Genomic DNA, 18,168 nt, shown 5'->3' with positions numbered 1-18,168 from the left:
ACAGGCATTATAAGTTTAACTATGCCTGTCTGAAAGAATTTTATTTTCATACGCGCGCGAAAGGTTTATATTAACGCAATGCCCATCTTGCCAATTCAAAGGAATATCATGAAATATCAATTCGTTATCCAGCATATCACCAACTGGCTTTCCGATTACGCAACCAAAGCCCGCGCGAAAGGTTTTGTCGTAGGTATTTCCGGCGGTATTGATTCGGCCGTGGTATCCGCTTTGGCAGCAAGAACAAGGCTGGACGTATTGCTTTTGGAAATGCCGATCAGGCAAAAAACCGATCAAATAGACCGCGCGCAAGAGCACATCGCCGATTTACAAAGCAAGTTTGACAACGTGCGCGCCATGCGGGTGGACTTAACTCCCGCGTTTGAAGCATTCGAAAAAACAGTTAACGTGGATGCTGCTGATTACCCCGCCCGCGATCTTGCTTTTGCCAACAGCCGCGCCCGCCTGCGTATGCTCACGCTTTATTATTACGGTCAAATTAACCAGCTTCTGGTTGCCGGCACCGGCAACAAAGTAGAAGACTTTGGTGTAGGCTTTTTTACCAAATACGGCGACGGCGGCGTGGACATCAGCCCGATCGGCGATTTACTGAAAACCCAGGTTTACGGTTTGGCTAAAGAATTAAACATTGTCGATTCCATCCAACGGGCCATACCCACCGACGGCCTGTGGGATGAAGAACGTACCGACGAGCAACAAATGGGGGCAAGCTATCCCGAGTTGGAATGGGCTATGAGCGTATACGATTCACACAAGCCTGAAGATTTTCAAGGACGTAAACGAGAAGTGTTGGAAATTTACACGCGTTTGCATAAGGCCATGCAGCATAAAGTTCAGCCCATCCCGGTATGTAAAATTCCTGAAGAATTATTGGGTTAGATTCAAACAAAGCCTACCTGAAACGTCATTTTTTTCATATAACCGCACTTAAAAACCAATTAAATTTAAGGTAGAATACTCGCCTTAATTTGTTATTTATTTTTTGAAGAGTTCAACATGTCTTGCGAGCACCTGGTAATGGCTTACAGCACATTCAGCAAAGAGAAAAACGACGCCTTACAAGAGCCGATGTTTTTCGGCCAGCCTGTGAATGTGGCTCGCTATGACCAACAAAAATATGAAGTATTTGAAAAGCTGATTGAAAAACAGCTATCTTTTTTCTGGCGGCCGGAAGAAATCGACGTATCGCGCGACCGCATCGATTACCAAAACCTGCCCGACCACGAAAAACATATATTTATCAGCAACTTAAAATATCAAACCCTGCTTGATTCCATTCAAGGCCGTAGCCCGAATGTGGCTTTGCTGCCGCTGGTTTCCCTGCCTGAATTGGAAACTTGGATTGAAACCTGGTCGTTTTCCGAAACCATCCATTCACGCAGCTATACCCATATCATCCGCAATATCGTCAACAACCCGTCAATCATTTTTGACGATATTGTGCAAAACAAATACATCATCGCCCGCGCGGAAGACATCGCATGTTACTATGATGATTTAATTGAATACACACAATATTACAACCTGTTAGGCGAAGGTTCGCATCAGGTAAACGGCAAAACCGTTACCGTTAGCAAGCGCGAACTGAAGAAAAAGCTTTACTTGTGTCTAATGTGTGTCAACGTATTGGAAGCCATCCGCTTTTATGTATCGTTCGCCTGCTCGTTTGCTTTTGCCGAGCGTGAATTGATGGAAGGCAATGCAAAAATCATCAAACTAATCGCGCGCGATGAAGCCTTGCACTTAACCAGCACGCAACACATGCTCAACCTGATGCGCAGCGGTTCGGACGACCCTGAAATGGCGCAAATTGCTGCCGAATTGGAAGAAGACTGCTTCGAATTATTTAAAAAAGCTGCCGTGCAGGAAAAAGAGTGGGCCGAATATCTGTTTAAAGACGGCTCTATGATCGGCCTGAATAAAGATATTCTCGGCCAGTATATCGAATACATCACTAACCTGCGCATGACTGCCGTAGGCCTGCGTCCGGCTTTCGTCGGCTCCAATCAGAACCCGATTCCGTGGATTAACGCATGGCTCTCGTCCGATAACGTGCAAGTTGCACCGCAGGAAGTGGAAATCAGCTCTTACCTGATCGGCCAGATTGATGCAGAAGTGAAGGCTGAAGATTTGGGCGACTTTGAATTATAACCGCCCGCTTTAAGCTTTATATACAATGCCGTTTCGCCATTAGCTTGAAACGGCTTTGATTTTTCAGGTTATTCCTTCATGCCATTGATTACCACCAACGATAAAGCTTTTGAATTGCAGGAGCATGAAACCCTGCTCGAAGGTTTGGAGCGCACAGGTCACGAAGTCGAATACCAATGCCGCAGCGGCTATTGCGGCTCCTGCCGCGTCAAAATCCTGTCGGGCAAAGTAAGTTACCCGGATTTTCCGTTGGCTTTTGTCGCACCCGGCGAAATCCTGCCCTGCTGCTGCCGCGTCGACGAACCCATACGCCTCGATTGCAACAGCAAAATGGAAGAGCCTGATCTGTTTGAACAAGATTTGTTTAATGAATAAAAATGCCTGTCTGAAACTTTTTCAGACAGGCATTGCACAAGCAACAACCGACACAAACACATTAAACAAGCCTATTAACCACCCTACCTGATGTAAGCGTTTTACACAAAATGAACACCGACCAACCCATTCTTCCTCCTGCCATGCTCGGCATACTCGGCGGCGGCCAGCTTGGGCGCATGTTTACCATCGCAGCCAAAACCATGGGCTACCGGGTAACCGTGCTCGATCCCGACCCAAGTGCACCGGCCGCCGAATTTTCAGACAGGCATTTGTGTGCCGCTTTCGATGACCAAGCAGCCTTAAACGAATTGGCACAATGCGCCGCTGTAACCACCGAATTTGAAAACGTCAACGCCGATGCCATGCGCTTTCTGGCAAAACACACAACCGTTTCGCCCAGCGGCGACTGCGTTGCCATCGCACAAAACCGCATCCAAGAAAAAAGCTGGATACGCAAAGCCGGCCTGCAAACCGCGCCTTACCAAGCCATCCGCCGGGAAGAAGACATCACCGAAGCCAGCGCGCAATACCTACCCGGCATACTCAAAACCGCCACGCTAGGCTATGATGGCAAAGGCCAGATACGCGTGAAAACGCTGGAAGAACTACGGGCAGCTTTTGCCGATCAGGGCAAGGTAGATTGCGTACTGGAAAAAATGGTTGATTTACGCGGTGAAATTTCCGTGGTTGTCTGCCGTTTGAACCATGAAAATGTGTGTACGTTCGACCCCGCAGAAAACATCCATGAAAACGGCATTCTCGCTTATTCCATCGTACCCGCCCGTTTAAGCGCCGATGTGCAGCAACAAGCGCAAGAGATGGCGCGGCGGTTGGCTGATGAATTGGATTATGTCGGTGTATTAGCGGTAGAAATTTTCGTGGTCGGCGACACACACGAACTCATCATCAACGAAATCGCCCCTCGCCCGCACAATTCCGGCCACCATACCATAGATGCCTGCGCAGCAAGCCAATTTCATCAGCAAGTGCGCATCATGTGCAAGCTGCCGCCCGCAAATACCCGATTGCTTGCTTCCTGCTGCATGGCCAATATTTTAGGCGACGTTTGGGGCGAAAACGGCAGCGAACCCAACTGGTTGCCCTTGATGAACAATACCCGTGCCCATCTACATCTTTACGGCAAAAAAAGCGCCCGTATCGGCCGTAAGATGGGGCACTTTACCGTATTGGGCGCGGATGCCGACGCCGCATTTGAAGCAGCCAAACAATTGCATGCTTCTTTAACTGATAAATACGCCCGGTAAAGCACATGCCTGTCTGAAAACTTTCAGACAGGCATTCTTTGCCTAAATCTTTATTTCTATTACAATAAAACCCTCTGCGCGCAACGCGCGCCATAACACATTTTCCAAACACCATTACATTACGCCTCTATCCAGACAAATCATGAGCCTGTTAACCGTACTCCGCCCCGCTCTACCGGATGACTGCGAAGCCATCTACACCACCCACCGCTTTTCCGTGCAATACACTTGCGAACGCTGCTATGACCGGCGCGTGCTTGAAGCATGGAGCAAACTGCTGCATCCCGAAAGCTATCAGGAAGCCCTGAATAATGACAACAAAGCCCTTTGGGTTATCGAATACCAGCGGCGGATCCGAGGCTTTTTTCAAGTAGATTTAGTACAATCCCAGCTTGATGCGCTCTATGTGCACCCTTTCCTGCACAACCGCGGCCTCGGCACTGCTCTGCTCAACCGCGCCGAATCGCTGGCAGCCCAATCCGGGCTGGGCTTTTTGAAACTGTATGCCTCACTAAACTCAGTCGGTTTTTACCATATCAATGGCTACCGCTCCCTCGGCTCTGCCATTTTGCCTTTAAACTTGGAAGTGTCGGTGGAATGCGAATTGATGCGTAAGTATTTAAATGATTATTAAATAAAAAATGCCTGTCTGAAACATTTTCAGACAGGCATTTCCGCATATTTATCACGCTCCCGCAAACACCACCGCACACACCGCAGCCGCCGCAATCGCCAGAGCCACCAAAAATTTGCCTGCTCCGGCAAACTTCAAAACAGGCAATTTGCCTTCCAGATATTTATAGCCGGTCAGCATCGGCGTAATGAGATTGTGCTTTTTCACAAACTTATACAGCAACACCGTAAATACATGCACGCCGATTAAAATCAGCAGCAAATCAAAAAACTGTATATGCAGCTTACGGAAATCTGCGCTGGCGCTGCCGGCAAGGCCACTTAAATAACCATTGTAGAGAAACGCGTTTTCATCACTGGAAAGCAAACCCGTTACCACCTGAAACAACACCGCACCAATCAGCGCCACCACCATCAGCGCGCCCAGCGGATTATGCCCGGGCTGTTCATTCTCGTTCAAGCTGCCTTTCAAATAGCGGCCAATCTGCCACGGCTTGAAAAATTGGACAAAACGCGCAGTATCGCTGCCCCAGATGCCCCAGCAGATGCGGAACACAATCAATCCTAAAATAAACACGCCGCAGCGCAAATGCCAAGCCATGATGTCGCCACCCTGCTCGCCGCTGTACCACATAAAAGCAATCGACACCACCAGCAGCCAATGGAACAGCCGCGTGGGCAAATCCCATACTTTTAATTTCTGTTTCATAATAAAATATCCATATTGGTTTGTGTTTTTCAGACAGGCATTCAATGCCCGCTTGAAAGCGTGTAAGCCCGATTGTACTCATTTTTCCGAGGAGCTGCCATGCCGGAACTTTACCATACCGACCTCACCCGTTTTATCCAACCGGCCAAACAATTTCCCAATATTTTCAAAGCGCGCGCGGTCGACAGCCACAAAGGCACCCACGGCACACTGGGCATCATCGGCGGCGCGGCAGGCATGAGCGGCGCCGTAGTGCTGGCCGCAGAAGCCGCAATTTACAGCGGCTGCGGCAAAGTTTGGGCAGGTTTCAACCAAAGCGCACTGCCCATGCCGCTGATTCCGGAACGCCCGGAAATCATGCTTTCCACCGCAGCCAACTTACAAAAGCGCAGCGACATTACAGCGTGGGTTGTCGGCTGCGGGCTCGATTTAGACGCATCCTCCACCCTGCTGCTGCACACCCAATTCACACTTTCACACGATATCCCCTTGCTGCTTGATGCCGATGCACTCACTCTGGTTGCCCATGATGAAAATTTGGCCGCCACCTGCCGCGAACACCCCGCACTCGTGCTCACGCCCCATCCTGCCGAAGCCGCACGCCTGCTCGGAAGCACTACCGCAGCCGTGCAGGCAGACCGCGTGGCCGCAGTGCAATGCCTGTCTGAAACATTCAACGCAACCGTCGTATTGAAAGGCCACCAAAGCTTGGTAGCCGAACCCGGCGCCGCACTCTACACCAACACCAGCGGCAACGCAGGTCTTGCCACCGCGGGCAGCGGTGACATACTCAGCGGCATCATCGGCGCCCTGCTTGCACAAGGTATTTCAATCGGAGAAGCCGTGCGCGGCGGCGTATGGCTGCACGGCGCGGCAGCCGATGTATTGCGCGATTCGCAAATCGGCGAAATCGGCATGCTTTCGGGCGAAATCGCTCCGGCAGCACGCTGGCTGCGCAACCGTTTGGTTAATACACCAGCATAAACCGTATGCCTGTCTGAAAAATCCTTTCAAGCAAAGCGATTATTAACCAAGCCACAGTTAAAATCGGGTAAAATAAGCCCGATTTTTTTACCCTCATTATCAACTGAAAGAACCCGACATGAGCGATTCACTGAGCTACCGCGACGCAGGCGTGGATATCGACGCAGGCGACCAACTCGTTGAAAACATCAAACCTTTTGCCAAACGCACCATGCGCCCCGAAGTATTGGGCGATTTGGGCGGCTTCGGTGCACTGGTGGAAATCAGCAAAAAATACCAAAACCCCGTGCTTGTTTCCGGCACCGACGGCGTGGGTACCAAACTGAAACTCGCTTTCGATTGGGACAAACACGACACCGTCGGCATCGACCTCGTGGCCATGAGCGTGAACGACATCTTGGTGCAAGGCGCGGAGCCGTTGTTTTTCCTCGACTATTTCGCCTGCGGCAAATTGGATGTCGCCCGCGCTACCGACGTGATTAAAGGCATCGCGCAAGGCTGCGAAGAATCCGGCTGCGCCCTCATCGGCGGCGAAACCGCCGAAATGCCTGGCATGTATCCCGAAGGCGAATACGACTTGGCCGGCTTCGCCGTGGGCGTAGTGGAAAAAGATCAAGTAATCAACGGCCGCAGCATCGTGCCCGGCGACGTGGTGTTGGGCTTGGCTTCCAACGGCGCGCACTCCAACGGCTATTCGCTGGTACGTAAAATCATCGAGCGCGACCAACCCGACTTAGACGCGCCGTTTGACGGCGGCAAAACCCTGCGCCAAGCCATCATCGCGCCCACCCGCCTGTATGTAAAACCGATTCTCGCCGCGCTGAAACAGTTCACCATCAAAGGCATGGCGCACATCACCGGCGGCGGCATCACCGAAAACGTGCCGCGCGTACTGCCGGAAAACACCGTTGCCCAAATCGACGCCAAAGCGTGGGAAATGCCCAAGCTGTTCCAATGGCTGCAACAAGCGGGCAATGTGGCGCAACAAGAAATGTACCGCACCTTCAACTGCGGCATCGGCATGGTAGTGATCATCGCCAAAGAAGATGCCGACGCGGTGCAAAAATTCTTAGCCGAACAAGGCGAAACCGTTTACCGCTTGGGCGAAATCCGCGCACGCAACGGCGACGAGCATCAAACCCAAGTGGCCTAACATCAGACTTATTTCGCTCAATATAGTTAACGCCCGTCATACTCGGGCTTGACCCGAGTATCCCGAATTTTCGGTAACTTTAAAGAGATACCCGGGTCAAGCCCGAGTATGACGATATGGTTATTAAAATTATGATAGAAGCCGTCTGAAAACACCTTTTCAGACGGCCTGTCCCTAGAACCATCACACTTAAACCTATATGAACATCATTGAAAAACAAGCCTTAAAATTCATCCTCAAACACACGCAGGAAACGCACCAGCAACAAATGTCCGACTACGTGCAAACCCATTGGGCGCGCTACCGTGCAGGCGAAATCAATCTGCAAGAAGCCAAAACACTGGCCAAACAAGCCCGCCCGATGCTGAAGCCCGAAAGCGTGACCGAGCTGACCGAGTTTGTCAAAACATGGTCGAAGCGCTTGAATTTCAAATAAGCTTAAATTATGAAACTTCCCGAAATAATATAAATGCCTGTCTGAAAATATCGTTCAGACAGGCATTTATGCTAAACGGAATTGTTGTTTTTTAAATAAAAGTTCCGCATTTATATTTAATAAATATAGTAATAATTTTATTAGAAATAATAAATATTATAAAATATCAACTCAAGCACTTTAAATATTTACTTAGGGGATTTTTAAATGAACGAAACAATACTGCATCCAATCAACCAAGCTATTTCTGAAAATACCGTAAAAGAGCAAGAAGTTATCATAAACGCAATAGAAGAAACACCTCTTCTTCCTACCAATACAACACAAGAACGACCATCCCAACCCCAAAGCCCGGCAGCCTCTAATGCCCCAACCTCTGCAAACTCGGAACAACCCTCTCCCACTGACCAAGTATTACTGGCTTCGGAAGTAGAGTCGGTTGAACCCGCTACAGCCTCCGGCTTCGGCGCTGCAAAAATTCTCGGCGGTTTGGGTGCGCTAGGTGCAATCGCCGCTTTGGCAAGCGGCGGGGGCGGGGGCGGAGATGACGCACCGAAGAAAAACAATAAAACCGAAAATCCGGCTGAAAAGCACGATAAGAAAACCGGGCAGCCCGATAATCCGCAGATACCCGAACAGAACATCCAACCGCCGGCTTCCAATAAAGAACAAGCCGATACCCATCAGCAACCCGAATCACCACCGGAAACCTCGCCCATCCAGCCTGTTGTTTTGACTACCCGCATCCTATATAAAGACGGCAGCGTGCTAACACACAAAGGGAGTGCGGATAACCCTTTTCAGACAGGCATGTTGAAATACTCCGAATCTAATCCGATTCAGCAATCACATAACAAAACTGTATTGCCTTCAAAAGAGAAAATAACTTCCTTAGAAACTTATATTGCTAACAATTCTGATTTTTTAAACAAAAATATCATTTCTTCTTATGGTAAAGATACTGACGGTGATGGTTTGATTGATTTAAAAGACCCTTACCCAAACAGCTGGAATGTATCCGACCGTGATTTAAGAATGTTTGCCACCTTAGCTTATGAAGATGAATCATCATTAAAGGCTATTTTCAACGATCAATCCATAGAGGTAATTGAACAAATTAACAGAGATTCCAAAAAATTTAATGGTCAAGCAGATGTTGCCGAACTTATTCAGCATTGGCATTTATTGAAAGTGCATAATTCCAGTGACATTACAGGAAGCGGTTTGGACTATGCGATTTTCGGTAATGGAAAAACAGAAAAAGGCTATGAAAATATAGTGGTTGCTTTTCGCGGATCAAGCAATGTGGGGGATTGGACAGCTAATGGCAAAATTTTATTCGGCCTTCTGCCAACTCAAGCAAAAGATTTATCATATACCATTGATGATGTTCAATACTTTAACCCTGAAAAAATTTATTCTACTGGCCATTCATTAGGTGGTTATTTAGCCCAATATTTCGCCGCTCACAATATTCAATCTACGCCCAGTTTAAAAGAATATTTTATTCGTAATACATTATTTAACCCAGCAAAAATTGATGCCAAATTTTGGTCGAATAAAAATTTAAAAAATGCAGAAAAAAATACTGAAAAGCTCTTAGAAGAATATATATGGGATAACGGTGAGCAGCATAAAAAAACCACTCCCTTTGTTATTAAAAGAGAATGGGTAGGTGATGCGCTTGGTACTTACAAAAATACTATTTTCTTCGAAGATTCAAGGTCTTGGGGAAAACACGACATGGTTAGTTTTTATAATAAAAACAGCAAAATGCAACAATATTTTACCCAAGGATACCGTACCGACACACATTATCAAAATATAGATACAGACAAAGACGGCTTAACCGATATACAAGAATATAGAATAGGCACCAACCCGAACCTTGCCGACTCCGACGGCGACGGTTTTTCCGACGGCATCGAAATCAAGCTGGCGTCCAATGCCTCTGATGCAGGAATCACGCCTTATACTACCGGCAGCCCGTTAATTGAAACGGATAACCGCCCTTTTGTTGCAATTGTTCAAACAGAAGACGACAAAGGCAGAATCATCGGGATAAAAGGTATTGAAATGCAGGCTGATCAGTTAGATGGTGAAATCGTGTATACGCCTTCCGGCAAAGAGTTTGATTTGGCCGGCAGTGGGTTTGATTGGTCTGCTTTCGAATCCCAAAACGCTGCAAAAGGCCTCGCGTTCCTAAACGGCACCTCCGGCAACGATACTTTGCAAGGCAGCAAGGGTAATGATTATTTATGGGGCAATTTGGGTAAAGACACGCTTATCGGCGGCGAAGGGAGCGACACATTTGCCTTTAAAGCAACCGATATCCGGCAAGGCGAAGCGGATATAATTAAAGATTTCCATCCGCAAGAAGATTATTTGGATTTAAGCGGCATGCGCTCTTTATTTGAAGACAGAAGCCAAGGCTTTAAGTGGTCTGATGTGCTGGTAAACGATAAAGAAATTTTCAACGACACATTGTCATCTCTACATTTCAATAGCCAAGAGCAAACTTTGTCTTACCACAAAGCAGGTGCGAAAGAAGGGATTGTTTTTGCGCAATTTGACGGAGAACATCATGTCAATATCGGCTCGGAACATTTAATAGGCTGATACCTGATTAAGTTGATAAACATATAAATGCCTGTCTGAAAAACCGCTTTTTCAGACAGGCATTGCTCATCGATTCGAATCAACCATCCTCACTAAGAATCCGTGTACAATCACTCTTAATAGTCAATCAACTTAACTTTATACTACGGCGTTACTGAGCTTTGTCATGCTACCTGTACTGTTTTCGCCTTGCTACCTCGTAAATGTGTTGATTAACTATATTTCTCAAGCATTAAGATAGGATCGGATAATGAAACTGCCTTTCATCGCATCAACTCTACTATTGCTTGCAGCCTGCACCGTTACACCGCAACAATCCGGCAGCGCTGCTCCCCCTCAGAGCAGCACACACGTTAAACGCATTTGGAAACTTATCGAAATGGAAGGCTTCAGCCGCGACCAATTGATTAACGCCAAAGCCACAATGGATTGGACAAAACTACCCAAAATACATGCCTATATGGGCTGTAACCAATTAATATTCAGCGCTGAAAAAATGAATGCCGGCCAAATAAGCTTCAGCAATGCAGCCGCCACCCGCATGTATTGCGCGGAAACCATGAAGCTGGAGCAAACCTTTCTGAGCAAACTGAACAGCATCCATAGCTACACCGTTCAAGGGCACGAGCTGATTTTAAACAGCCCGAAAGGCAAGTCCATGCGCTTCATTGCAGAAGATTGGGATTGATGCTTGTCTGAAAAGATTGTGTAGAATACATTTTATTTAAAACCAACAAACCACACTGCATTCCGGCAGCAAACCACCCGTCATGAGAAAAACCGCTTTATCTATCGTTTATCTGCCTTTTCTCGCAGCCTTTCCGCTCAGCGCAGCCGCTTCCCCACTGGCGCAAGAGCTACCCGTTATCCCGCATACAGAGCAGGAAAATGCAGAACACTCCGGCTCAAACGCCTTAAGTTTTCAAGAAGCTCGGGCGGAATTAATGCAGCAATCCCCCAAGCTTGCCGCCGCTCAAGCTTTTGAATCCGCCCGACAGCTGCAAAGCGATGCCGCAAAAGGATTGGGCGGCCCCAGCCTAGTGCTGGACGCATCCGCATCCAAATACCGCGTACGCGGCGATGTGGATGTGGACGATATCAAACAACATGCCCTAGACCGAGGCGGTAACAGCGCCGCCTTAAGCGGTATCGACCCTTCTATTTCATCTTTACTGAGCAACACAGCCAACCGCATCTCCTCAGGTATACCCGATGAAATCGTTTACGACCAACGCGGCAGCACCAGCAATGCCTCGCTGATTGCCATTTGGCCGGTATACAACGGCGGCACCACAAAAGCAGTTAAAAACCTGTTGAAAGCCCGGGCCGAAGAGGCCGGAGCGGATACCTTGCTTACCGCCAACGAATTAAACAGCACACTGATTGAGCGCTATTTCGGCACCCAGCTCGCACGCATGGCCGCCGGCTTACACGATCAATCGGTACGCACCATCTCCCGCTACGATTACACCGCTAAACGTGCTTTGGAAGAAGGCTTAATCTCCAAAGTTGAACGCTTGGAAGCACAAACTGCGTTTGAAAACGCCAAGCGCGAGGCAGAAAAAGCGCACAACGATGCCATACTCGCCGAAACCGCTCTGCGCCGCCTGCTCAAGCGCAATGCTCCCGTCAAACAAACCACCCCGATTTTTATCCTTACCAAACCCATCGAACCTGTTGAATACTTTCAAGATTTGGCTTTAACAAATCACCCCGGTTTTAAAAAAGTCAACGCCAAAAAACATCAAGCCGAAGCCATGCATAAAGCAGGGCAAGCGCGCTATATGCCCAACGTCAATTTATTTGGCGCCTATCAGACCCGCGAAAAAGGCAGCTGGGTTGCCGGTGTGAATATGAGTTGGACGCTATACAGCCAAATCGACCGACGCGCGATGAGTCATGCTTCTGCCCAGCAAATCATTCAAGCTGAACAAAGCGATGAAGAACTCCGCGAAAACATTATGCTGCTGGTAGAGAAAAACTGGCGCAGCGTTGAAAATGCACGCACCGACTACATCCGCCGCGGCAGCAACGTCAACCTCGCCAAAGAAGTGCTCCGCCTGAAGCAAGCCGGGCTGCGCGAAGGCGTGAACACCGTGGCCGACTTAATGAAAGCCGAAACAGAGTTCGCCAAAGCCGAAACAGAACGCGCCAAAGCCGCCAATGATTATGTGCAATCTTTGGCCAAGCTCCTCGAAAGCAGCGGCGTGCCCGAACGGCTGACAGATTACGAACGCAAAGCCGATGTAAAATTACTGATGAAAAACCGAATAACGAAATAAAGCATGCTTTCAGACAGGCATTCACTCCACCCATGCCTGTCTGAAAAAAGAAAGATAAATCATGACAAAAAGTGAAAACAAAACCCGCTCCACCGCCCTGATTATCGTATTGCTGATTTTAGTGTGCGTGATTGCCTATGGCGTGTGGCTGGCTGCCAAGCCCGACCCCGTGGTATTGCAAGGCCAGATGGATGCACAAGAAACCGATATTGCCGCCAAAGTACCCGGCCGCATCAGCAAAATATTAGTGAAAGAAGGCGAAAACATCGAAGCCGGCACACAACTGATTGAAATGGACAGCCCCGAGATTACCGCCAAAATCAAACAAGCCAAAGCCGCACAAGATGCCGCAGATGCAGTGGCACGCAAAGCCGAACACGGCGCCCGCCCGCAGGAAATCGAAATGGCACGCGCCACATGGAAACGTGCACAAGCCGCCGCTGAACTCGCCGAAACCTCTTACCGTCGCGTGCAAAACTTAGCCAACGAAGGCCTGATGTCCCGCCAGAAACGTGACGAAGCCTACACCAACTACATCGCCAGCCGCGAGCAGGCCGCCGCCGCCAAAGCGCAATACGACATGGCAAAAACCGGCGCACGCACTGAAGACAAAGAAGCAGCCGAAGCTCAAGCTAAACAAGTGGCCGCCAAAGTGGAAGAAGCCGAAGTCGCACAAGCCGAAGCCAACCTGAAAAGCCCGATTAAAGGCCAAGTGGCCGACGTAATGGTGGAAGAAGGCTCCGTTGTACCGCAAGGCGTGCCTTTGGTTACGCTGGTGGATTTAAGAGACCAGTGGGTAGTATTGAACGTGCGTGAAGATTATTTAGAAGCTTTCGGCTTGAATAAAGAATTCGAAGGCACGATTCCCGCTCTAGGTGAACAACCCGTACGCTTTAAAGTGTTTGCCAGCAAAGTCCTCGCCGACTACGCCACCTGGCGCGCTACCCGCAACAACGACGGCTTTGATATGCGCACTTTTGAAATTAAAGCCCGCCCCGTGCAACCGCTAGACAATATCCGCCCGGGCATGAGCGTGTTGGTACCCGTGGAGCAGAAATAAGCTTTACATATAGTAGAAATATGACAGTAACAGAGTAGGCTAAGATTAAGCCTGCATTCTCAATCTAAACACTCTAAAAATACTGGCCTAAAGCCCGACCTGTCCAGTTACTATCTTTCGGTTCTTCCGTAATTATGAAATTATGGAATTCTTACATAAAATCGACACAACATAATGCCTGTCTGAAAAACAACTTTTTCAGACAGGCATTTCTATTATTTCTATCATTCATTGTCATACTCGTGTTACGCCTGAGTATGACGAAACCATGATTAAAGATAAGTTTGTTTTACTATAGCTATGATATATTGCTCATTTTTTAACAAAAAACCCTTCAAAGTCTTATCCGACTTTAAAGGGTTTCTACTGATAAAACTAATTATTCAATTTCTTATTGAGCGGCAGCTACAACAGCCACTGTAATCTTAGCAACAGCATCGGAATGCAAAGCAACTTCTACTTCGTATTCACCTATCGCTTTAAATGGGCCGTCAGGCAAGCGTACGTTCGATTTAACTACTTCAACACCAGTAGCTTTAATAGCTTCTGCAATGTCAGAGTTAGTAACAGAACCAAACAAACGACCATCAACACCGGCTTTTTGGGCAACAGTAATGGTTTGTCCATCCAATTTAGACTGACGCTCTTTTGCATCGGCCAAGATTGCAGCTTGTTTGGCTTCCAACTCAGCGCGACGCTCTTCAAACTCTTTCAAGTTTTCAGCAGTAGCACGTTTCGCTTTGGCTTGAGGAATCAAAAAGTTACGGGCATAACCGTTTTTAACAGTTACCACATCACCCAAATTGCCCAAACCACCGATTTTTTCTAACAGGATAATTTGCATAATCTGATTCTCCCAAATTATTTGTGTTGATCAGTGTAAGGCAACAATGCCAAGAAACGTGCACGTTTGATCGCAGTAGTCAATTGGCGTTGGTAACGGGCTTTAGTGCCGGTGATGCGCGCGGGAATGATTTTACCGTTTTCAGAAATGAAATCTTTCAGCAAATCAACTTGTTTGTAATCCACTTCTTGGATTTTTTCAGCCGTGAAACGGCAGAATTTTCTACGTTTAAATGATTGACGAGCCATTGTCGTTTAACCTTTATATTCTTGAATATTTTGAATCCGCAGTATCGGCTTAAATATGTGTTGGCTGCGCTGCGCTAAAAAGCCGCTCGCTTTAACCATTGTATTTTCACGATACTGCCATTGCTTAGCCTGCTCACCCACAATCTTTGCTGGCAGTTCAAACTTAACCAAACATTTTTGTCCGTTTTCTACTTGCCAAGACTCATGTTTTAGCATGACATCCAATACAGGAATTCCTGCAGGCGTATAACGAAGCACTTCGATTTGAGTTAGTTCGGCAGTAATTTGGAATAGATTATCCAAATTAGGCTTCGGCAGCTTCTTCTTTAACAGGTGCAGGGGCAGCTCCCTCGCTCAGCAGACTTTTTGATTTTTCGTCTTTCATCATTGGGGAAGCTTCGGTAACTGCAGCTTTGGTTTTGATGGTCAGATGACGCAATACTGCATCGTTGAAACGGAAAGCAGTTTCCAATTCATCTACCACTTCAGGAGTGGTTTCGATGTTCATCAAAACATAATGTGCTTTGTGGATTTTGTTGATCGGGTAAGCCAGTTGACGACGACCCCAATCTTCCAAGCGGTGGATAGTACCGTTGTTTTCGGTAACAAGTGCTTTGTAGCGTTCAACCATAGCGGGAACTTGCTCGCTTTGATCAGGATGAACGATAAACACGATCTCATAATGACGCATGTTATCTCCTTACGGTTTAAACAGCCTTTTACCATGCGAAAGCAAAAGGCAAGGTTAAAAACCTGTGTATTATACATACTTTATATTCTTTACACAAGTAATAGCGTGGTTTAATAATAAATAATGCCTATCTGAATTTTTCAGACAGGCATTATTTATTTACACAGGCCGCTTTTACGCTTCATGTAAATTCCATCATTAAATGGTGCCCAAACGACCTAAAACTTTATTTTCTACATTATTATTTAGTGCTAAACGGGTTAAAAATTTATCCTTAAGTCAAAATTACAACGATATTTGAGACTGAATTATCATGCCTGTCAGAAAAATTCCTATAAATTACCGTAATATCACTGGAATGGCCGCCCATTCTACGTCTGTAGGCTGCGCAGCTTATGAATCTTCTTTGGAACGGGATTTCCTTAGCCTGTTGGAGTTTTGTCTGTTACTGATACAGGTCTGAGATAAACGTCGATGGTCGGTTCCGTAGGTACGTTATCGTTTTTTCGTACTGCTCCGAACCAATCAATTCTCCAAACTCTTCCGTCGTTGGGAAATTCTTTAATCTGGATCACCGGCATCTTGTTATTCCATGTTAGCACCATTTAGCGATGTATAGCACCAAAGAGCGATGTTCAGTATCATTTATTGTTAGAATTCACACTTCATTTTTCCAAGCGTGTTCGGCTTGTTCGTCAGCATGGTAACTTGACCTTACCATTGCGCCAATCGCAGCATTGGTGAAGCCCATCTCATAAGCTTCTTTTTCAAACTCTTTAAATTGTTGGGGCGTTACATAACGCAGCACCGGCAAATGACCGTCACTCGGTTGCAGGTATTGGCCTACCGTAATCATTTCAATATTGTGCGCCCGCATATCCCGCATGATTTCACGTACTTCTTCATCAGTTTCCCCCAATCCGACCATAATACCCGACTTAGTGGGAATATGAGGCATCATTTCCTTATAGCGGCGAAGCAATTCAAGCGAATGCTTATAATCTGACCCCGGGCGTGCCTGTTTATACAAACGGGGATGGGTTTCCAGATTGTGATTCATCACATCAGGCGGTGTTTGTGCGAGAATTTGCAGCGCTATATCTAAACGGCCGCGGAAATCCGGCACCAGAATTTCAATTTTAGTATTCGGACTCCGTTCACGTATGGCTTGAATACAGTCTGCGAAATGCTGTGCGCCACCATCGCGCAAATCGTCTCTATCCACGGAAGTGATCACAACATAGCGCAAATTCATTGCCGCAACCGACTCGGCCAAGTTTTTGGGTTCATCTGCATCCAGGGGATTCGGCCTACCGTGGCCTACATCACAAAAAGGGCAGCGCCGAGTACAAATATCGCCCATAATCATAAAAGTGGCTGTACCTTTACTAAAGCATTCGCCGATATTCGGGCAACTTGCTTCTTCGCATACTGTATGCATTTTTTGATCACGAAGAATATTCTTGATTTCGAAGAATTTTTTATTATTGGGCAATTTGGCCCGAATCCACTCCGGCTTTTTGAGTTTTTCTTCCAAAGGCACTACTTTAATCGGAATGCGTGCGGTTTTGGCTGCACCTTTGTGTTTTACGCCTTGGGCATTATCAAGTTTGGCGGGCATTTCATTATTCATTTCAATTATTCTTTCGCGATTCTCTATGAGGTAGCTTTAAATTAATCTATTAGCTATATTTTGGTGCACTATAATGCTATTAAAATTCAAAGGGAAGCATGATACTATCTAAATTACTAATTTTTCTTGCAAATTAGAGGTCAACCTTGCTGCAACTTCAGCAACAGAAGGGCAAGGCTTAAGGAAATCGGCCATTTGCGCCATTTCCAAGCCCGAATAGCCGCAAGGGTTGATGTGGGTAAACGGATTTAAATCCATATTTATATTGAGCGCCAATCCGTGATAAACCGAGCCGTTTTTAATTCTCAAGCCCAAAGAGGCAATTTTTTTTCCTTCGACATACACCCCCGGTCTTTTAGGATCTGCTGAGGCTTTAATTCCATAGGCTGCCAGCGTATCAATAATGCTGTTTTCCAAGGCCGTAACGATATGGCGAACTCTTGTTTTACGGCGTTTGAAATCAATCATGGTATAAACCACCAACTGCCCGGGCCCATGATAAGTAATCTGTCCGCCCCTATCGATTTGCACCACAGGAATATCATCTTGAACCAACAGATGCTCGGCCTTTCCTGCCAAACCTTGCGTGAATACAGGCGGATGCTCCACCACCCAAAGCTCATCTTCCGTGCTTTCGGTGCGCGAATCATTAAATTTTTTCATTGCCTCAAAAGTCGGCAGATAATCTACCAACCCCAAGTGCACGATTTTCATTATAAAACCACTTTTACCATAGGATGGGAAGTGAGCGCGCGATAGATATTATCGAGCTGCTCTTGGTTTTCCACATTTACCGGCAACGTTAACCCGGTATAGTTACCGCTCGAGCTTTCACGGTGTTGTAAATGTTCTTCGCTCGCATCCGGCGCATGCACTTTTACCGCTTTGATTACCTCGGCAGGAAATTCCGGATGTTTAGCACCCATAATTTTCAAAGGAAACTTACAAGGGAACTCGATCAGCGTTTTTTTTTCTTCAGACATTGTTACATTCCTAAACTTACTTTTCAGACAGGCATATATATAAGGATAATGACGGTGTAATTCAAATAAAAAATACCG

The 18,168-nt window shown here is 47.0% G+C and carries 20 protein-coding genes; 12 read left to right on the top strand and 8 right to left on the bottom strand.

Annotation, left to right across the window (positions count from 1 at the left end; genetic code table 11):
* Window positions 1–108: 108 nt before the first annotated feature.
* The 5 genes from nadE to AKG09_RS08805 all read left to right on the top strand — a co-directional run bounded on the left by nadE (window position 109) and on the right by AKG09_RS08805 (window position 4,449).
* The gene (nadE, locus tag AKG09_RS08825; RefSeq protein ID WP_054619085.1) at window positions 109–900 is read left to right on the top strand and encodes an NAD(+) synthase; all 792 of its coding nucleotides are present in this window, start codon (window positions 109–111) and stop codon (window positions 898–900) included.
* Window positions 901–1,038: 138 nt separating this feature from the next.
* Window positions 1,039–2,172 carry a class Ia ribonucleoside-diphosphate reductase subunit beta gene (gene nrdB / locus AKG09_RS08820; protein WP_054619181.1) on the top strand — a complete coding sequence of 378 codons (1,134 nt, stop codon included), beginning with the start codon at window positions 1,039–1,041 and terminating at the stop codon, window positions 2,170–2,172.
* Window positions 2,173–2,250: 78 nt separating this feature from the next.
* Window positions 2,251–2,547: a class I ribonucleotide reductase maintenance protein YfaE gene (gene yfaE, locus AKG09_RS08815; protein ID WP_054619084.1), complete on the top strand. Its 297-nt coding sequence runs from the start codon at window positions 2,251–2,253 to the stop codon at window positions 2,545–2,547.
* A gap of 110 nt (window positions 2,548–2,657) precedes the next feature.
* A complete protein-coding gene (locus AKG09_RS08810) occupies window positions 2,658–3,815 on the top strand; it encodes a 5-(carboxyamino)imidazole ribonucleotide synthase (RefSeq protein ID WP_054619083.1) in 1,158 nt (385 codons plus the stop codon).
* Window positions 3,816–3,957: 142 nt separating this feature from the next.
* Window positions 3,958–4,449: a GNAT family N-acetyltransferase gene (locus AKG09_RS08805; protein ID WP_054619082.1), complete on the top strand. Its 492-nt coding sequence runs from the start codon at window positions 3,958–3,960 to the stop codon at window positions 4,447–4,449.
* Window positions 4,450–4,500: 51 nt separating this feature from the next.
* Here the strand turns inward: AKG09_RS08805 and AKG09_RS08800 are convergent, their stop codons facing one another.
* On the bottom strand, window positions 4,501–5,157 hold the full coding sequence (locus AKG09_RS08800; protein ID WP_054619081.1) for a cytochrome b/b6 domain-containing protein: 657 nt from the start codon (window positions 5,155–5,157) through the stop codon (window positions 4,501–4,503).
* A 99-nt stretch (window positions 5,158–5,256) separates the two neighbouring features.
* On the opposite strand from AKG09_RS08800, the gene AKG09_RS08795 reads away from it, so the two are divergent.
* From AKG09_RS08795 to AKG09_RS08765, 7 genes are all read left to right on the top strand, one after another.
* Entirely contained in the window at window positions 5,257–6,141 is an 885-nt protein-coding gene (locus AKG09_RS08795; RefSeq protein ID WP_054619080.1) for an NAD(P)H-hydrate dehydratase, read from the top strand.
* A 118-nt stretch (window positions 6,142–6,259) separates the two neighbouring features.
* Window positions 6,260–7,294, top strand: a complete 1,035-nt coding sequence (purM, locus tag AKG09_RS08790) for a phosphoribosylformylglycinamidine cyclo-ligase (protein WP_054619079.1) — start codon at window positions 6,260–6,262, stop codon at window positions 7,292–7,294.
* Between the two features lie 199 nt (window positions 7,295–7,493).
* Entirely contained in the window at window positions 7,494–7,730 is a 237-nt protein-coding gene (locus AKG09_RS08785) for a hypothetical protein (protein ID WP_054619078.1), read from the top strand.
* 207 nt (window positions 7,731–7,937) lie between these two features.
* Window positions 7,938–10,349, top strand: coding sequence for a DUF2974 domain-containing protein (locus AKG09_RS08780; protein ID WP_054619077.1), 2,412 nt, complete (start codon window positions 7,938–7,940; stop codon window positions 10,347–10,349).
* A gap of 250 nt (window positions 10,350–10,599) precedes the next feature.
* Window positions 10,600–11,037 (top strand): META domain-containing protein, encoded by a 438-nt coding sequence (locus AKG09_RS08775; RefSeq protein ID WP_054619076.1) that lies wholly within the window; start codon window positions 10,600–10,602, stop codon window positions 11,035–11,037.
* 82 nt (window positions 11,038–11,119) lie between these two features.
* A complete protein-coding gene (locus AKG09_RS08770) occupies window positions 11,120–12,631 on the top strand; it encodes a TolC family protein (protein ID WP_054619075.1) in 1,512 nt (503 codons plus the stop codon).
* A 61-nt stretch (window positions 12,632–12,692) separates the two neighbouring features.
* Window positions 12,693–13,691: an HlyD family secretion protein gene (locus AKG09_RS08765; protein ID WP_054619074.1), complete on the top strand. Its 999-nt coding sequence runs from the start codon at window positions 12,693–12,695 to the stop codon at window positions 13,689–13,691.
* A gap of 391 nt (window positions 13,692–14,082) precedes the next feature.
* Here the strand turns inward: AKG09_RS08765 and rplI are convergent, their stop codons facing one another.
* The 7 genes from rplI to AKG09_RS08730 all read right to left on the bottom strand — a co-directional run bounded on the left by rplI (window position 14,083) and on the right by AKG09_RS08730 (window position 18,090).
* Window positions 14,083–14,535 (bottom strand): 50S ribosomal protein L9, encoded by a 453-nt coding sequence (gene rplI / locus AKG09_RS08760; protein ID WP_054619073.1) that lies wholly within the window; start codon window positions 14,533–14,535, stop codon window positions 14,083–14,085.
* A gap of 17 nt (window positions 14,536–14,552) precedes the next feature.
* Complete coding sequence (gene rpsR / locus AKG09_RS08755; RefSeq protein ID WP_009116841.1) at window positions 14,553–14,783, bottom strand: 30S ribosomal protein S18; 231 nt, start codon at window positions 14,781–14,783, stop codon at window positions 14,553–14,555.
* 6 nt (window positions 14,784–14,789) lie between these two features.
* Window positions 14,790–15,086 (bottom strand): primosomal replication protein N, encoded by a 297-nt coding sequence (gene priB / locus AKG09_RS08750; RefSeq protein ID WP_054619072.1) that lies wholly within the window; start codon window positions 15,084–15,086, stop codon window positions 14,790–14,792.
* 1 nt (window position 15,087) lies between these two features.
* Window positions 15,088–15,474 carry a 30S ribosomal protein S6 gene (rpsF, locus tag AKG09_RS08745; RefSeq protein WP_054619071.1) on the bottom strand — a complete coding sequence of 129 codons (387 nt, stop codon included), beginning with the start codon at window positions 15,472–15,474 and terminating at the stop codon, window positions 15,088–15,090.
* Window positions 15,475–16,132: 658 nt separating this feature from the next.
* Window positions 16,133–17,107, bottom strand: coding sequence for a lipoyl synthase (gene lipA / locus AKG09_RS08740; protein ID WP_054619070.1), 975 nt, complete (start codon window positions 17,105–17,107; stop codon window positions 16,133–16,135).
* A gap of 108 nt (window positions 17,108–17,215) precedes the next feature.
* Window positions 17,216–17,821 (bottom strand): lipoyl(octanoyl) transferase LipB, encoded by a 606-nt coding sequence (lipB, locus tag AKG09_RS08735; protein ID WP_054619069.1) that lies wholly within the window; start codon window positions 17,819–17,821, stop codon window positions 17,216–17,218.
* Window positions 17,821–18,090, bottom strand: coding sequence for a YbeD family protein (locus AKG09_RS08730; RefSeq protein WP_054619068.1), 270 nt, complete (start codon window positions 18,088–18,090; stop codon window positions 17,821–17,823). Before AKG09_RS08730 ends, lipB begins: the two co-directional genes overlap by 1 nt.
* Window positions 18,091–18,168 lie beyond the last annotated feature (78 nt).

It is taken from the genome of Neisseria sp. 83E34 (assembly GCF_001308015.1).
GTDB lineage: Bacteria > Pseudomonadota > Gammaproteobacteria > Burkholderiales > Neisseriaceae > Neisseria.
This window is presented reverse-complemented; position numbering and strand designations above follow the sequence as displayed.

Coding starts and splice junctions, on each gene's coding strand:
- nadE (WP_054619085.1), top strand. CDS start 109: ATGAAATATCAATTCGTTATCCAGCATATCACCAACTGGCTTTCCGAT.
- nrdB (WP_054619181.1), top strand. CDS start 1,039: ATGGCTTACAGCACATTCAGCAAAGAGAAAAACGACGCCTTACAAGAG.
- yfaE (WP_054619084.1), top strand. CDS start 2,251: ATGCCATTGATTACCACCAACGATAAAGCTTTTGAATTGCAGGAGCAT.
- AKG09_RS08810 (WP_054619083.1), top strand. CDS start 2,658: ATGAACACCGACCAACCCATTCTTCCTCCTGCCATGCTCGGCATACTC.
- AKG09_RS08805 (WP_054619082.1), top strand. CDS start 3,958: ATGAGCCTGTTAACCGTACTCCGCCCCGCTCTACCGGATGACTGCGAA.
- AKG09_RS08800 (WP_054619081.1), bottom strand. CDS start 5,157: ATGAAACAGAAATTAAAAGTATGGGATTTGCCCACGCGGCTGTTCCAT.
- AKG09_RS08795 (WP_054619080.1), top strand. CDS start 5,257: ATGCCGGAACTTTACCATACCGACCTCACCCGTTTTATCCAACCGGCC.
- purM (WP_054619079.1), top strand. CDS start 6,260: ATGAGCGATTCACTGAGCTACCGCGACGCAGGCGTGGATATCGACGCA.
- AKG09_RS08785 (WP_054619078.1), top strand. CDS start 7,494: ATGAACATCATTGAAAAACAAGCCTTAAAATTCATCCTCAAACACACG.
- AKG09_RS08780 (WP_054619077.1), top strand. CDS start 7,938: ATGAACGAAACAATACTGCATCCAATCAACCAAGCTATTTCTGAAAAT.
- AKG09_RS08775 (WP_054619076.1), top strand. CDS start 10,600: ATGAAACTGCCTTTCATCGCATCAACTCTACTATTGCTTGCAGCCTGC.
- AKG09_RS08770 (WP_054619075.1), top strand. CDS start 11,120: ATGAGAAAAACCGCTTTATCTATCGTTTATCTGCCTTTTCTCGCAGCC.
- AKG09_RS08765 (WP_054619074.1), top strand. CDS start 12,693: ATGACAAAAAGTGAAAACAAAACCCGCTCCACCGCCCTGATTATCGTA.
- rplI (WP_054619073.1), bottom strand. CDS start 14,535: ATGCAAATTATCCTGTTAGAAAAAATCGGTGGTTTGGGCAATTTGGGT.
- rpsR (WP_009116841.1), bottom strand. CDS start 14,783: ATGGCTCGTCAATCATTTAAACGTAGAAAATTCTGCCGTTTCACGGCT.
- rpsF (WP_054619071.1), bottom strand. CDS start 15,474: ATGCGTCATTATGAGATCGTGTTTATCGTTCATCCTGATCAAAGCGAG.
- lipA (WP_054619070.1), bottom strand. CDS start 17,107: ATGAATAATGAAATGCCCGCCAAACTTGATAATGCCCAAGGCGTAAAA.
- lipB (WP_054619069.1), bottom strand. CDS start 17,821: ATGAAAATCGTGCACTTGGGGTTGGTAGATTATCTGCCGACTTTTGAG.
- AKG09_RS08730 (WP_054619068.1), bottom strand. CDS start 18,090: ATGTCTGAAGAAAAAAAAACGCTGATCGAGTTCCCTTGTAAGTTTCCT.